The organism is Kitasatospora kazusensis (assembly GCF_039529945.1).
Lineage (GTDB): Bacteria > Actinomycetota > Actinomycetes > Streptomycetales > Streptomycetaceae > Kitasatospora > Kitasatospora kazusensis.
This window is the reverse complement of sequence record NZ_BAAANT010000006.1, coordinates 44,690-57,307: the sequence shown is the minus strand read 5'-3', so window position 1 is coordinate 57,307 and position 12,618 is coordinate 44,690. Positions and strand designations below refer to the sequence as shown.

The following is a 12,618-nucleotide window of genomic DNA, read 5'->3' as shown; positions in this document are numbered from 1 at the left end:
CAGGTGCTCCTTGGAGAGGTCCCCGGCAGCCGGCTGGGTGTGGTAGTCCAATCCGCGACCCAACACCCAAGAGTCCGCCAACTCCCTCGACGCAACCATGCGGGAAGGAGCTGGTCTCCATTCCTCATCGCGCGCTACGGGGCAAAAGTGCTGGTCACCCGTCTTGGCCCGTGGGGTGCTGACGGGATCTTTGTACCTGGTGGGAACTGGATGTGGCCATCACTGACGGCCAGATACAGGGCGTCAACTCTCATTCACACGCAGATTGATGCACCTTCTGCCAGGACAGCACAGATCCTCAAGTGGTGCATCTTGTGGCGCAGTGGTGGGTCGTTAGGGGCGATATCCAGTCGGTTGCGGCAGGCTCGCCTCCCACGCCTTCGGCAAAGTCGCGAGGATGTCCAGTCTGTGATCACGGGAGGCCGAGGGTAGTCGGCCGCCGTCGTGGATCGCGACCGTTGCGGCGGCAGGCGGCGAGTCGGTGGCACTGCCCAGCTTCAGTGCGCCAATGGCAAGGTTGTGCCAGGCGGCCAACACGCGCGGCGCATTGCCGGTCCGCGGCTAGGAGGCATCCTCCGCGAACGTGGTATCCCGGCCGTGGTGCAGGGTCTCGATGGTCCAGTGGCCCAGGAGCAGCTTCGCGGGCTGGGCCGGGGCGGCCTGGTCGGCCGTGAGGCCAGTGACCGCGTAGAGGCCTTGATGGTGGTCGGCCCTGCTCGGGGCGGCGGCGCTTGATCTGGATGGCCTGGTGGGCATCGGGGGACAGGAGCTTGTCGACGGTGGCGACCTTGATCCGGTGGATCTCGCGGTGCCGTGGCCGGTCTCCTACGTGCGGCCCAGGTACCGTTCGCGCAATCCGCCGGAACGCGGGCATCATGTTGTAGGTTCCTATAGGCCTGGCGGAGTCCTGGATGGCTCGCATTGTGTGGATCTTCAATGATCGCGTGTGAACTGGCTTTCGGGCGGGGTATCGGCAAGCATTGACGGTTGGGTGCGGCGCGCCCGAGTGCGCTCGGCCGGCCAGCCCTAACCGCACCCGAGGTCTACCCTCCCGAAGTCAGAGAGCCCGTTTCATGCGCTTCTTGAATCCCCAGACCGGCAACTACGACGACCGTTACTCGGGATCGTACGACCTCACGTACGACGACGTCTTCATGGTCCCCAGCCGTTCCGCCGTGGGCTCCCGGCAGGGTGTCGACCTCTCCTCGGGCGACGGCACCGGGACGACCATCCCGCTGGTCGTCGCCAACATGACCGCGATCGCCGGCCGCCGGATGGCCGAGACCGTCGCCCGCCGCGGCGGCCTGGTCGCCATCCCGCAGGACATCCCGACCGAGGTCATCTCCGACGTCATCGGCTGGGTCAAGCAGCGTCACCTGGTGCACGACACCGCGCTCACCCTCAGCCCCGGCGACACCGTCGCCGACGCCCTCTCGCTGCTCCCCAAGCGCGCCCACAACGCGCTCGTGGTGGTCGAGGACGGCAAGCCCGTCGGCGTCGTCACCGACTCCGACTGCCAGGGCGTCGACCGGTTCACCAGCCTCTCCGAGGTGATGTCCCGCAACCCGCTGCTGCTGGACTCGGGCATCGAGCCCCGCGCGGCGTTCGAGAAGCTCAACGACGCGCACCTCAAGCTCGCCCCCGTGGTGGACGAGGACGGCAAGCTGGTCGGCCTGCTGACCCGCAAGAACGCGCTGCGCGCCACCCTCTACACCCCCGCCGTGGACGGAGACGGCAAGCTGCGGATCGCCGCCACCGTCGGCATCAACGGCGATGTCGCGGGCAAGGCGAAGGCCCTGATCGAGGCCGGCGCCGACGTGCTCGTCGTCGACACCGCGCACGGCCACCAGGAGTCGATGATCAGTGCGCTGCGCGCGGTGCGCGGTCTCGACCCGCGGATCCCGATCGTGGCGGGCAACGTGGTCTCCGCCGCCGGTGTCCGCGACCTGGTCGAGGCCGGCGCGGACATCCTCAAGGTCGGTGTCGGCCCCGGCGCGATGTGCACCACCCGGATGATGACCGGTGTCGGCCGCCCGCAGTTCTCCGCCGTGCTGGAGTGCGCCGCCGAGGCGCGCAAGCTCGGCAAGCACGTCTGGGCCGACGGCGGCGTCCGCCACCCGCGCGACGTCGCGATGGCGCTGGCCGCCGGTGCCTCCAACGTGATGATCGGCTCCTGGTTCGCCGGTACCTACGAGTCGCCCGGTGACCTGCACACCGCCGCCGACGGCCGCCAGTACAAGGAGAGCTTCGGCATGGCCTCCGCCCGCGCCGTGAGCAACCGGACCTCCGCCGAGTCCGGCTACGACCGCGCCCGCAAGGCCCTCTTCGAGGAGGGCATCTCGCACTCCCGGATGTTCCTCGACCCGGCCCGCCCGGGCGTCGAGGACCTGATCGACTCGATCGTCGCGGGCGTGCGCAGCTCCTGCACCTACGCGGGCGCCAACAGCCTGGAGGAGTTCCACGAGAAGGCGATCGTGGGCGTCCAGAGTGCGGCCGGCTACGCCGAGGGCAAGCCGCTGCACTCCAGCTGGGGCGTCTAGCACCCCCGGTCGGCCACGGGCAGGGCCACGGGCAGGGGTGCCCGGGTGCCTAGGGGAGCCGGCCCTGGCCGTCCAGCGGCGTGAGCAGCGCCCGCCCCACCATGCCCACCGAGCCGTCCAGCGCCGCCAGGACGGCTCGGTAGGCCGGCGGCACCTGCCGCAGCTCCCACAAGCCGACGATGCTCGCCCAGGCCGCGTCGCGTGCCCGGTCCATGCTCCAGACGCCGACCACGTGCAGCAGCGGATCGGCGACCCGCAGCGCGGTCGGCTCGGGCAGCAGCTCCTCGCGGACCCGGGCCTCCACCTGGGCCAGCAGGTCGTTGATCCGGTGGTAGTCGGCCTCGACGTCCTGCGGCTCACGGCCGGTCGCGCGGCAGGTGTCCAGGACGGCCACCGGCAGGTCGTACTCGATGTGCGCGTTCATTCCGCACAGCGCGAACTGGAGCGGCTGGATGCCCGGGTGGCCGCGCAGGTCGAACAGCGGCCGCCAGCAGGCGGACGGCCGGGCCCCGGCGGCGGCGTCGTCGACCGCCTGGAGGTAGCGGGCGGCGAACACCCCGTCCAGGGTGGCGACCGTCGCCGGATCGTCGAAGTACGCCGCCGCGAGCCGGTCGCGGACCAGCTCGGTGACGGTCAGGTACACCTGGTTGAAGACCCCGACACCGTCTCCGCCGGGCAGGCCGGCCTGGATCGCCCGCAGCCGGTCGACGACCTGGTCGACCGTCGGTACGTTCGCCGGTGCGCTGCTGGTCATCGCCTGCCCCGTCCTGTCGCCGTCGCCGTCGCTGTCGCCGTGGTCTCGCTGTCCTGCCGGCCGTCTGTCGTCGACCCACCATGACAAGGCCCGCGCCCGGCGTACAGCCCCCGATCGGGCGATGGCGTCCGGCAGGGGTCCGGGGCAGGGGCAGGGGCAGGGGCGGGGGCTGAGGCGGGCCGGTCGGCGGGCGTAGGTCGAAGGACCAGCCGCCGCAAGGACCGCCGACCGATCCGCCGGGACGGGTCGAAGGACGACAGTCGTCTCATGGACAACACGCCTGTCACCGACACCGCCGACACCGCCGCCGCCACACCGCCGGCCGCCGCTCCCGTCGCCGTCATCACCGGGGCCTCGCGCGGCCTCGGCCTCGAACTCGCCCGAGCACTCGCCGAGGACGGCTGGCGGCTGGTCGTCACCGCCCGGAACCCGGACGAGCTCGCCGCCGCCGAGGCCGAACTGGGCGCCCGTACCGAGACGGTGGCCCTGCCCGGCTCGGTGGTCGACGACGACCACCGCGAACGGCTCGCCCAGGCCGCCGCCGGCCTCGGCGGAGCCGCGCTGCTGGTCAACAACGCCTCCACGCTCACCGGTTACGACCTGGCGGGCGCGCCGATGCCCGCCCTCGCCGACTTCCCGCTGCCCGGCCTGCTGGAGACCTTCGAGGTGAACGTCCTCGGGCCGGTCGCGCTCGTGCAGCTCCTGCTGCCGCAACTGCGCGCGGCTCCGGGCGGCGCGATCGTCAACCTCAGCTCCGACGCCGCCGTCGAGGCGTACCCGGGGTGGGGCGGTTACGGCGCCGCCAAGGCGGCCCTGGACCACGCCTCCGCCGTCCTCGCCGCCGAGGAGCCGGCGCTGCGGGTCTGGGCGGTGGACCCGGGCGACATGCGGACCAGGATGCACCAGGAGGCCTTCCCGGGCGAGGACATCTCCGACCGGCCGCTGCCCGCCACCGTCGTCCCGGCCTTCCGCGCGCTGCTCCGGGACCGTCCGGCCTCCGGCCGCTACCGGGCGGCCGACCTGTCGGCGGGGGTCTGAGATGTCCGCACTCCTGGAGCCCGGCCTCGACTTCACCGTGCCGCCGGAACTCTCCGCCCGCGCCCCGGCGGAGGCCCGCGGCCTCGGCCGGGACGGGGTCCGGATGCTGGTGGGGCGCGGGGCCGGCCTCAGCACCGAGCACCGTGAATTCGCCGACCTGCCCGAGGTGTTGGCCCCCGGCGACCTGCTGGTGGTCAACAACTCCGCCACCCTGCCCGCCGCCCTCCCGGGCCGGCTGCCGGACGGCACGCCCGTCGTGCTGCACCTCTCCTCCGCCCGGCCCGACCCGCGCGGCGCCCACCTGGTCGAGCTGCGCCGCCCGACGGCCGGCGCCGCCGAGTACTACCCGCCCGAGGCCTCACCCGCCCGGCCCGGCCTGCGGATCACGCTCCCGGCGGGGGCCTCGGCCGAACTGGCCGCGCCGTACACACCCAGGCTCTGGCACGCCCGGCTCGCCCTGCCGGGGGAGCTGACGGCCTACCTGGCGCGGTACGGCAAGGCGATCCGGTACGGGTACGTGGACCGGGACTGGCCGATCGAGGCGTACCGGACGGTCTTCGCCAGTGAGCCGGGCAGCAGCGAAATGCCCAGCGCAGCCCGCCCGTTCACCGCCGAGCTGGTCACCCGGCTGGTGGCCCGGGGTGTCCTGCTGGCCCCGGTCACCCTGCACACCGGAGTCGCCTCACCGGAGGCCCACGAGCCGCCCTACCCGGAGCGCTTCGAGGTGTCCGAGCCCACCGCCCGCCTCGTCGAACACGTCCGCGCCCAGGGGGGCCGTGTCATCGCGGTCGGCACCACCGTCGTACGGGCACTGGAGTCGGCCGTCGGCCCGGACGGCCGACTGCACGCCGCCGCCGGCTGGACCGACCTGGTGATCACCCCCGAGCGCGGCGTCCACGCGGTCGACGGCCTGTTGACGGGCTGGCACGAACCCCGGGCCTCGCACCTGCTGATGCTCCAGGCGGTGGCCGGCCACCCCTTGCTGGCCCGCTGCTACCAGGAGGCCCTCAGCGCCCGTTACCTCTGGCACGAGTTCGGGGACGTGAACCTGCTGCTCCCGCGGTGAGGGCCGAACCAGGTGGTGGTCGCGGCCGTCCCCGGCCGTCCTCAGTGGTGGCCGCCGCCGCTGAAGCCGCCGCCGCCGTCGTGCCCGCCGAAGTGGTGGCCGCCCGAGTGGTGGCCGCCGCCGAAACCATCGGAGTGGCTGTTGCCGTGGTGCCCGCCGGAGTGGTGGCCGTGGTGGCTCCGGTGCCCCTGGTCGGTGGTGCCGATGGTGGCCGTGGTGGCCCACATGCTCCCGGACTCGTCCGTCCCGCCCGTCCCGCCCGTCCCGCCTCCCCGGCTCGTGCCGTGCGTCGCGCCCTTGCCGCGTCGCCGGCCGAGGCTCGCCATGAGGGCGATGAACAGCACCAGAGCCGCCACACCGATCAGCAAGAAGATCATCTCTGTCACCCGTTCTCTGCTTGCGCGATTGCCGCGTGGGAGCAGAGTGCCCCGGATGGGGCGGCCGTAGAGCGGAGTTGAGCAACTCCAGAGGTTCGGAGTTCCGTGGCCCGGGCGCGTGGCCCCTTCGTGCCCGATGGGTAGTCGTTCGTATACTCTGGGTTGTCGTGGCGCCCGGGGAGCCGAAGACCGGCGGCGCCGGAAGCGACCACATCCGACGACACCGAGGAGAAGCACCATGAGGCTCCGCCTTCGCAGGACCATCGCCGTGCTGGCCGCCACCGGGGCGATCGGCGCCCTGGGGGTCGGCGGCGCGACGGCCGCGCAGACCGGCCGGGCGCTGCCCGCCCAGGCGGCCACCACCCGTCAGTCGCCGACCCCGGACTGTGCGGACAACGGTGGCCGCAACCCGTGTTACGAGTACCAGACCTGGTTCTGGACCTTCGCGAACTGCAACGAGTACGTGGCGAACCACCCGCTCGACACCTCCAGGTACGACCGGCAGGTCTGCGCCGTGTTCACCGACGGCGCCACCGTCGGCCTCTGGTACCACCGGGTCAACGGCTGAACCAGGGTGCCGGGCGTCCGGCCGGGCGGGTCACGGGGACCGTCCGGCCGGTGGGCGTCGCGCGAGCCGATCCACGCCCCACCCGCGCGGGCTGCTTGCCCGTCGGCCGACCGCGACAGAGAAAGAGAAGGTCCATGACCGCTGTCGATCTCACACCGCCGGAGGCCGCCCGCTGGGCTGCCCGTGCCGGGCTCGTGCTGCCCGCCGAACGCCACGCCGCGGTCGCCGCCGTCGCCAACCACATCAACGGCATCGTCGCGGTCCTGCGCGAGCTGGACTTCGCGGAGGTCCCGCCCGCCGCCGCCTACCGCGCCGGACGGGAGACGCACGATGCAGCCGTATGAGCTGTCCCTCGCCGCCGCCGCGGACGCGATCCGTAGCCGGCGACTGTCCCCCGTCGAACTCGTCGACTCCGTCCTCGAACGCATCGACAGTGTGGAGCCGCACCTCGGCGCCTACGTCACGGTCACCGCGGAGCGGGCGCGCCGGGCGGCGGGCGAGGCCGAACACGAAGTGGCGCACGGCCGTTACCGGGGTCCGCTGCACGGCATCCCGATGGGACTCAAGGACCTGATCGACGTCGACGGGATGGCCACCACGGCCGGCTCGCGGGTGCGCGCGGACCATCGCGCGACGGCGGACAGCACGGTCGCCGCGCGTCTGGGCGCGGCCGGCGCGGTGCTGCTCGGCAAGACCCACACCCACGAGTTCGCGTTCGGGCTGACCACTCCGCAGACCCGCAACGCCTGGGACCGCGGCCGGGTCGCCGGGGGTTCCAGCGGCGGCTCCGCGGTCGCCGTGGCATCGGGCACCGCGACCTTCGCCCTGGGCACCGACACCGGTGGATCGATCCGGGTGCCCGCGGCGCTCAACGGGGTCGTCGGCCTCAAGCCGACCTACGGTCTCGTCCCCCGCCACGGCGTCACCTCCCTGTCCTGGTCGCTGGACCACGTCGGCCCGATCACCCGCACCGTCGAGGACGCCGCCCTCGTCCTGGGCGCGCTGGCCGGACACGATCCGCGCGACCCCGCCTCGCTGTCCGTGCCCGCCACGGACTACCGGCCCGGTGCCGGCACCGACCTGACGGGCCTGCGCATCGGCTTGCCGCGCACCTACTACTTCGACAACGTCGACCCGAACGTGGAGAGCGCCGTCCGGCAGGCCGTCGGCCAACTGGAAGCCCTGGGCGCACGGCTCGTCGAGGTCGACATCCCGATGACCCGCTACATCCAGGCCACCCTGTGGGGCCTGCTGCTGCCGGAGGCCGGGGCCTACCACGAGAGCAGCCTGCGCACCGTCCCCGAGCTGTACCAGGAGGACGTCCGCATCCTCCTGGAGGCGAGCGAGTTGATGAACGCCGTGGACCACGTACGCGCGCAACGCGCCCGCACGCTCATGCGCGCCGAGTGGGCCGAGCTGCTGGACCGGGTCGACGTGATCGCCGCCCCGAGCGTGCCGGTGCCGGCGGTCGGCGCCGGCCAGGCGACGGTCGGCTGGCCCGACGGCACGGTCGAGAGCGTCTCCGACGCCTACGTGCGCCTCTGTGCCCCCGCCAACATCACCGGGGTGCCCGCCCTGACCGTGCCGGTCGGCCACGACCCGGCGGGCATGCCGATCGGCATGCAGTTGCTCGGCCGCCCCCTCGGCGAGTGCACGCTCCTGCGGGTCGGCCACGCCTACGAGCAGACGCAGCCGGCCCGGCAACCCGCCACGGCGGCCTGAGACAGACCCTAGTCCCGCACCGACTGCGCGAACGGCATCACCAGCAGCCAGAGGAAGGCCACCCCGAGGCCCAGGAGCGAGAGAAGATTCCGCCAGTCCAGCAGCAGCGGGGTCGCACACAGCAGGGGCACCGTCAGGACCGCCAGCCGACGGGCGGCCCGGCGCGGATCCAGGGGCCACATGTGCGCTCCGCTCCGCGAGCTGCCGAGTGCGGCGCCGAGCAGCAGCATCAGCGGGGTGACGAAGCAGAGCACGTCCACCCCGACCGGTTCGGCGGGCAGCGCCCAGGTGTCGGCGACCCTGGCGAGATCGCGGTGAACGTCGATCACGCCGCCCAGGCCCGGCCTGCCCGGTGCGTAGAGCACCGGCAGCCGCTGCCCGGCCTTCGGCTCACTGCTCGTCACGGCATCGGCCACCGCCAGCTCCAGCGGCCCCTTGGCGGTGGTCACCCGGACGGTCAGATCGGCGGTGTAGCCGCTGACGGTGCCGTCGTCGTCCCGGTCCGGCTCGGTGCGCCCGGGCGCCACGACCACCGTGCCCTCGCCGAAGGCGGCGCCCGCGTAGTAGAGCCTGGCCTGCCGGTCCGGCAACTGACCGCCGTGGAAGGGGAAGAGGAGGACCACGCCGGCGGCGAAGTAGACCAGCATCCAGCCGGCGATCCGCAGGGCGGTGGCCGCTGCCCGGCCGGCCCGCCGGGCACCGGGCCGCGCGTCGCGGGGTGGGGCGCCGCCCGGCCGGTGCCCGGGCCACCGGTCGGCGGCGGCGAGCGCGGCCGTCCGGAGCAGCCCGCAGAGCACCGCGCCGTAGCCCGTCAGCAGCAGGTCCCAGCGGGGGAGCGGCGCGTACCAGCGCCACCAGGCCAGGCCGCACCCGGTTGCCGCCAGCAGTACCGCCACGCCCGCGAACAGCCGGGCCGCCGGAACGAACCCGGACGGGAACGGCCTGCCGCCGTCCGCCGTCGGCCGCGCGTCCTCGACCTTGCGCAGATCGACCACTGTGTCCCCCTCACCCCGGCCCCGACCGCTCATGATCGCAGCGTCCGGCGATCAGCCGCGCACCGGGCGGGTGGCCGGGCGGGTGGCCGGGCGGGTCACGGGGGACCGTCCGGCCGGTGGGCGTGAGCGGCGTCAGTCGGGGGTCGCGGTGGGCTCGCCGCCCGGGATCGTCAGCTGGTTGAAGGCGTAGTACACGGCCAGCAGCGCGTGCACGGCGAGCATCGCCCAGGGGGAGAGCAGGGCCAGTGCCATGGTCGCGGGGTAGGCCAGGGCGCCGACGTTGAACCGCGTCCGGGTGGCGCGCGCCGCCCGGGTGTCGATCGTGGGGCGGAAGAGGTGGCCGTCCCGGGTGACGTACCACCAGATGGTGCAGTAGAGCAGCGCGTGCGCCACCATCACGCCGCTGTAGACGACGCCCGCGACCTTCGCGTCGCCGGTGTTCTGAAGGTGCGCGGCGAGCAGGGCCGTGGGCCAGGGGAGGGCGGCGACCACCATCAGCAGCAGCAGGTTGAGGAAGACCAGAGTGCGGTCGACCTTGGCCAGCAGGCCGAAGAGCGCGTGGTGGTTGACCCACATGACGCCGATCACCAGGAAGCTGACCACGTACGCGACGTAGGACGGCGACTGGTGGGCCAGCGCCGCGGTCAGCTCGTGGCCGCTGCCGGCCGGTACGTGGATGTCCAGGATCAGCAGGGTGGTGGCGATGGCGAACACGCCGTCGCTGAACGCCTCGACCCGTCCGGTCTCGTTCACCGCGGGCCGCCCTTGCCGGGCCGGCCGGCGGGTGGTCCCGGGTGTCCGGCGGGAAGGGGGTGTCCGGGGTGTCCGGTGTATCGGGTCATGCGACGGCTGCCTCCGACGACTGCGCCTCCAGGGTCCGCCGACTCTACTGGTCCGCGGTGGCCGGCCGGGCGCGGGGAGCGGTGGCCGGGGAGGTGCCCGGGCGCGGCCGCTCCTTGGGGTGGCCGCGCCCGGCGGTCCGTCAGAGCAGTTCCTCGGCCGGCGTCTCGGGCTCGATCCGCAGGCCGAGGTCGTCGCCCTCCAGCCAGCTGATCCGCAGCGAGTGCTCGGCGGCGAGGTGCCGCACGGAGGTGCGCACCCGGTACAGGCAGAGCAGCAGCGCCTGCAGTGCGTCCACGCCGTGGACGGTGACGACGGTGTCGTCGCCGAGGCCGTCGACCTGTCCGGGGCAGGACCAGTCGACGCCCCGTTCGCGCTCCGTGTAGGGGCGGCCGATCCGGACCACCACGGGGTGGCTGGAGCCGTCGGCGTGGTGCGCCTGGAGGACGCGTTCGGCGATCACTTCGCCCAGGGGCTGCTTCTGCACGGTCCGCTCCGTTCGCGAGGGCCGCCGGCCGGTGGCGGCCGGGCGTCCCGTGATTGTCGCCGCCCGCGCGCCGATCGCCGACGACCCGGAGCGGTGTGGCGCCGACGGTGTCCGGGACCTGCCCCGGACACCGCGGACCACTGCTCGCGGGAGAGGCGGCCGCTCTAGAAGAGCACGCCGCCGATGACGACGGTGTGGGCCTCCACGTCCGCGTCCTCGTCCCCGGCGGCCGCTTCGAGGCGCGCCTTGACGGACTTGATCGTCTCGACCTCCTCCGGCGAGAGGTGGGCGAGCACCTCCAGCTGGGCCGGGGCGATGAGGCTCAGGTCGGTTTCGCTGCCGACGATCTCCTGGACACTTTCGAAGTTGCTCATGTGGCTCTCCCTCGCGAAATCGGAACGGTGATCGGACGGTGCTGCTGCCGAATTGTGGCGGCTCGTTCGGCAGTTCTGATTATCGGCATCAGGAATCCCGTCGGTCAACCCTCGGATGAGAATGCCGAACAAGTCGTCCGGGCCGGAAAATGGCATGCCGAATTTCTTCCGGAGTTTCCCGTCCGGGTAATTGTCGAATAGCCGGGGAAGGCTTTCCGGTCAGGCGGAGAGCACCCCGAGCAGGCCCGTGAGGGCGTGCAGGCTCGCCGCCCGCTCCCCCTGGCCGAGCGAGCAGACGGCGTGCGCGAGCCGGTCGAAGGTGTCCCGCTCGGCGGCGGTCAGGTCGAGTGCGGCGCTGGCCCGCCGCTGGTCCAGGATGGCGAGGGTCAGGGTCGCCTGCTCGGCGAACATCTGGAGGAACTCCAGGTCACGGGCATCGTCGCCGATCCCGAGCGGGACCGGGTCGAGCACCTCCAGGACACCCAGGCAGCGGTCGGCGGCCAGCAGCGGCACCGCCATGATGTGCTCGGGCACGTAGCCGGTGGACTCCGCGATGTCCCGGGCGAAGGCGGGTTCGCCGCCGACCTCGTGCAGGATCATCGGCTCGTGCGACTGCAGCACCCAGCCGGCGATTCCCCGGTCGGCCGGGATGCGGGTGCCGACCAGGAAGTCCGAGCCGTTTCCGGACACGGCCTCGAAGGACAGCTCCTCGGCATCCGGGTCCCAGAGGAAAATGGACGACGCGGCCGCGTCGAAGATCGACCTCGCTGTTCTGACGATCGACTCCAGCACCTGCCGTCGGATCGCCGTGTCGCCAAACGCCTGACTGGCCATGGATTCCTCTCCTCTCGTGGTGCGCCGCACGATTCCCGTGGTGAACCGCACGATGTCGGGCGTGCCGGCCGAAGAATCGGCCACTGCTGCGTTCCCGGCGTCATGCCGTCCCTTCCGGCGGGCCGCCGGGTGGCGACCAGTACGCGTTCGCCGCCGTCTGCCGGAGGACGGCCTTCAACTGGTAGGGCGTGAGCTGCGGGTGCTTGCCGAGGACGAGGGCGCAGCGCGCGGCCAGGTGCGGGGTCGCGAAGCTGTTCCCGGTGGCGGTGATGCTCCGGCCGTCGCGCCAGGCGGCCGTCACCCGGCTGCCCGGCCCGAAGAACTCCACCGGCGGGGTGGCGCTGGTGTAGAAGGCGTCCGCGTCCGGGTCGCCGTGGCTGCCGACCGAGAGCACCGAGGCGAACGACCACGGGAAGCTGACCACCGGCCGGTTGTGGGCCGAGGCCACGATCACGCAGCCCGCGAAGTACGCCCGGTCGGCGATCTCCCGCAGGGCCAGGTCGCACTCGGGCTTGGCGGTGGACAGGCTGAGGTTGATGACGTCCGCACCCTGCTCCACCGCCCAGCGCAGCCCGGTCAGCAGCGCGTCGCCGGACCCGCGCAGCCCGTGCAGCAGGACCCGGACGCTGGTGATCGACGCCCCGGGCGCGATCCGGCGGACGATGCTCGCGCAGGCCGTGCCGTGCCCGGAGAGGTCGACGGGTTCCTCGTCGACGATCTCGTGCCGGCCGTCGCCGGTGGGCAGGGCCGCCACCGAGCGGTCGACACCGCCCACCAGCGGGTGGGCCGCCTCGATGCCACTGTCCAGGACGAAGACCCGGACCCCGGCGCCGGTGGAGCCGCCCCAGGCCCAGTCGGCCGTGGCCCGGTGGTCGGGCGGGCTCCCGAGGTCGATGCGCGGCGGGCCCTGGACGCTGACGCTCCAGGCGGGCAGCCCCGTCCCTCGGCTGGTCTGACCGGTCGTCATGGGCTCTCCAGAATCCGTCAGCGGCTCGTGGGGCGAGCGTGCACGGGCAGGTGCAC

General features: G+C 73.0%; 15 protein-coding genes. 6 read left to right on the top strand and 9 right to left on the bottom strand.

Annotated features, from left to right (window positions below; translation table 11 throughout):
- Nucleotides 1-561 precede the first annotated feature (561 nt).
- Entirely contained in the window at nt 562-756 is a 195-nt protein-coding gene (locus tag ABD330_RS07415) for a hypothetical protein (RefSeq protein WP_344462084.1), read from the bottom strand.
- Nucleotides 757-1,073: 317 nt separating this feature from the next.
- Between ABD330_RS07415 and ABD330_RS07410 the strand changes: the two genes are divergently transcribed.
- Entirely contained in the window at nt 1,074-2,540 is a 1,467-nt protein-coding gene (locus ABD330_RS07410) for a GuaB1 family IMP dehydrogenase-related protein (RefSeq protein ID WP_344462082.1), read from the top strand.
- A gap of 49 nt (nt 2,541-2,589) precedes the next feature.
- On the opposite strand, the gene ABD330_RS07405 is transcribed toward ABD330_RS07410, so the two are convergent.
- Complete coding sequence (locus ABD330_RS07405) at nt 2,590-3,294, bottom strand: DUF5995 family protein (RefSeq protein WP_344462080.1); 705 nt, start codon at nt 3,292-3,294, stop codon at nt 2,590-2,592.
- Between the two features lie 267 nt (nt 3,295-3,561).
- On the opposite strand from ABD330_RS07405, the gene ABD330_RS07400 reads away from it, so the two are divergent.
- On the top strand, nt 3,562-4,332 hold the full coding sequence (locus tag ABD330_RS07400; protein ID WP_344462078.1) for an SDR family oxidoreductase: 771 nt from the start codon (nt 3,562-3,564) through the stop codon (nt 4,330-4,332).
- 1 nt (nt 4,333) lies between these two features.
- Nucleotides 4,334-5,398 carry an S-adenosylmethionine:tRNA ribosyltransferase-isomerase gene (locus ABD330_RS07395; RefSeq protein ID WP_344462076.1) on the top strand — a complete coding sequence of 355 codons (1,065 nt, stop codon included), beginning with the start codon at nt 4,334-4,336 and terminating at the stop codon, nt 5,396-5,398.
- Nucleotides 5,399-5,439: 41 nt separating this feature from the next.
- On the opposite strand, the gene ABD330_RS07390 is transcribed toward ABD330_RS07395, so the two are convergent.
- Entirely contained in the window at nt 5,440-5,775 is a 336-nt protein-coding gene (locus ABD330_RS07390; RefSeq protein ID WP_344462074.1) for a hypothetical protein, read from the bottom strand.
- 238 nt (nt 5,776-6,013) lie between these two features.
- Here ABD330_RS07390 and ABD330_RS07385 point away from each other — a divergent pair, with 238 nt between their 5' ends.
- The 3 genes from ABD330_RS07385 to ABD330_RS07375 all read left to right on the top strand — a co-directional run bounded on the left by ABD330_RS07385 (nt 6,014) and on the right by ABD330_RS07375 (nt 8,065).
- A complete protein-coding gene (locus ABD330_RS07385; RefSeq protein WP_344462073.1) occupies nt 6,014-6,343 on the top strand; it encodes a hypothetical protein in 330 nt (109 codons plus the stop codon).
- A gap of 134 nt (nt 6,344-6,477) precedes the next feature.
- On the top strand, nt 6,478-6,687 hold the full coding sequence (locus tag ABD330_RS07380; protein ID WP_344462071.1) for a hypothetical protein: 210 nt from the start codon (nt 6,478-6,480) through the stop codon (nt 6,685-6,687).
- Nucleotides 6,674-8,065 (top strand): amidase, encoded by a 1,392-nt coding sequence (locus tag ABD330_RS07375; protein ID WP_344462069.1) that lies wholly within the window; start codon nt 6,674-6,676, stop codon nt 8,063-8,065. The genes ABD330_RS07380 and ABD330_RS07375 overlap by 14 nt, the downstream gene beginning before the upstream one ends.
- An 8-nt stretch (nt 8,066-8,073) precedes the next feature.
- Here the strand turns inward: ABD330_RS07375 and ABD330_RS07370 are convergent, their stop codons facing one another.
- The 6 genes from ABD330_RS07370 to ABD330_RS07345 all read right to left on the bottom strand — a co-directional run bounded on the left by ABD330_RS07370 (nt 8,074) and on the right by ABD330_RS07345 (nt 12,562).
- A complete protein-coding gene (locus ABD330_RS07370; protein WP_344462067.1) occupies nt 8,074-9,093 on the bottom strand; it encodes a hypothetical protein in 1,020 nt (339 codons plus the stop codon).
- A gap of 99 nt (nt 9,094-9,192) precedes the next feature.
- Nucleotides 9,193-9,813, bottom strand: a complete 621-nt coding sequence (locus tag ABD330_RS07365; protein WP_344462065.1) for a TMEM175 family protein — start codon at nt 9,811-9,813, stop codon at nt 9,193-9,195.
- A 229-nt stretch (nt 9,814-10,042) separates the two neighbouring features.
- Nucleotides 10,043-10,387 (bottom strand): DUF6968 family protein, encoded by a 345-nt coding sequence (locus ABD330_RS07360; RefSeq protein WP_344462063.1) that lies wholly within the window; start codon nt 10,385-10,387, stop codon nt 10,043-10,045.
- 164 nt (nt 10,388-10,551) lie between these two features.
- Nucleotides 10,552-10,761, bottom strand: a complete 210-nt coding sequence (locus ABD330_RS07355) for an aroma-sacti cluster domain-containing protein (RefSeq protein ID WP_344462061.1) — start codon at nt 10,759-10,761, stop codon at nt 10,552-10,554.
- Nucleotides 10,762-10,980: 219 nt separating this feature from the next.
- Nucleotides 10,981-11,595, bottom strand: coding sequence for a GAF domain-containing protein (locus ABD330_RS07350; RefSeq protein ID WP_344462059.1), 615 nt, complete (start codon nt 11,593-11,595; stop codon nt 10,981-10,983).
- Nucleotides 11,596-11,695: 100 nt separating this feature from the next.
- Nucleotides 11,696-12,562 carry a S8 family serine peptidase gene (locus ABD330_RS07345; protein ID WP_344462057.1) on the bottom strand — a complete coding sequence of 289 codons (867 nt, stop codon included), beginning with the start codon at nt 12,560-12,562 and terminating at the stop codon, nt 11,696-11,698.
- Nucleotides 12,563-12,618 lie beyond the last annotated feature (56 nt).

Coding starts and splice junctions, on each gene's coding strand:
- ABD330_RS07415 (WP_344462084.1), bottom strand. CDS start 756: ATGCCCACCAGGCCATCCAGATCAAGCGCCGCCGCCCCGAGCAGGGCC.
- ABD330_RS07410 (WP_344462082.1), top strand. CDS start 1,074: ATGCGCTTCTTGAATCCCCAGACCGGCAACTACGACGACCGTTACTCG.
- ABD330_RS07405 (WP_344462080.1), bottom strand. CDS start 3,294: ATGACCAGCAGCGCACCGGCGAACGTACCGACGGTCGACCAGGTCGTC.
- ABD330_RS07400 (WP_344462078.1), top strand. CDS start 3,562: ATGGACAACACGCCTGTCACCGACACCGCCGACACCGCCGCCGCCACA.
- ABD330_RS07395 (WP_344462076.1), top strand. CDS start 4,334: ATGTCCGCACTCCTGGAGCCCGGCCTCGACTTCACCGTGCCGCCGGAA.
- ABD330_RS07390 (WP_344462074.1), bottom strand. CDS start 5,775: ATGATCTTCTTGCTGATCGGTGTGGCGGCTCTGGTGCTGTTCATCGCC.
- ABD330_RS07385 (WP_344462073.1), top strand. CDS start 6,014: ATGAGGCTCCGCCTTCGCAGGACCATCGCCGTGCTGGCCGCCACCGGG.
- ABD330_RS07380 (WP_344462071.1), top strand. CDS start 6,478: ATGACCGCTGTCGATCTCACACCGCCGGAGGCCGCCCGCTGGGCTGCC.
- ABD330_RS07375 (WP_344462069.1), top strand. CDS start 6,674: ATGCAGCCGTATGAGCTGTCCCTCGCCGCCGCCGCGGACGCGATCCGT.
- ABD330_RS07370 (WP_344462067.1), bottom strand. CDS start 9,093: ATGAGCGGTCGGGGCCGGGGTGAGGGGGACACAGTGGTCGATCTGCGC.
- ABD330_RS07355 (WP_344462061.1), bottom strand. CDS start 10,761: ATGAGCAACTTCGAAAGTGTCCAGGAGATCGTCGGCAGCGAAACCGAC.
- ABD330_RS07350 (WP_344462059.1), bottom strand. CDS start 11,595: ATGGCCAGTCAGGCGTTTGGCGACACGGCGATCCGACGGCAGGTGCTG.
- ABD330_RS07345 (WP_344462057.1), bottom strand. CDS start 12,562: ATGACGACCGGTCAGACCAGCCGAGGGACGGGGCTGCCCGCCTGGAGC.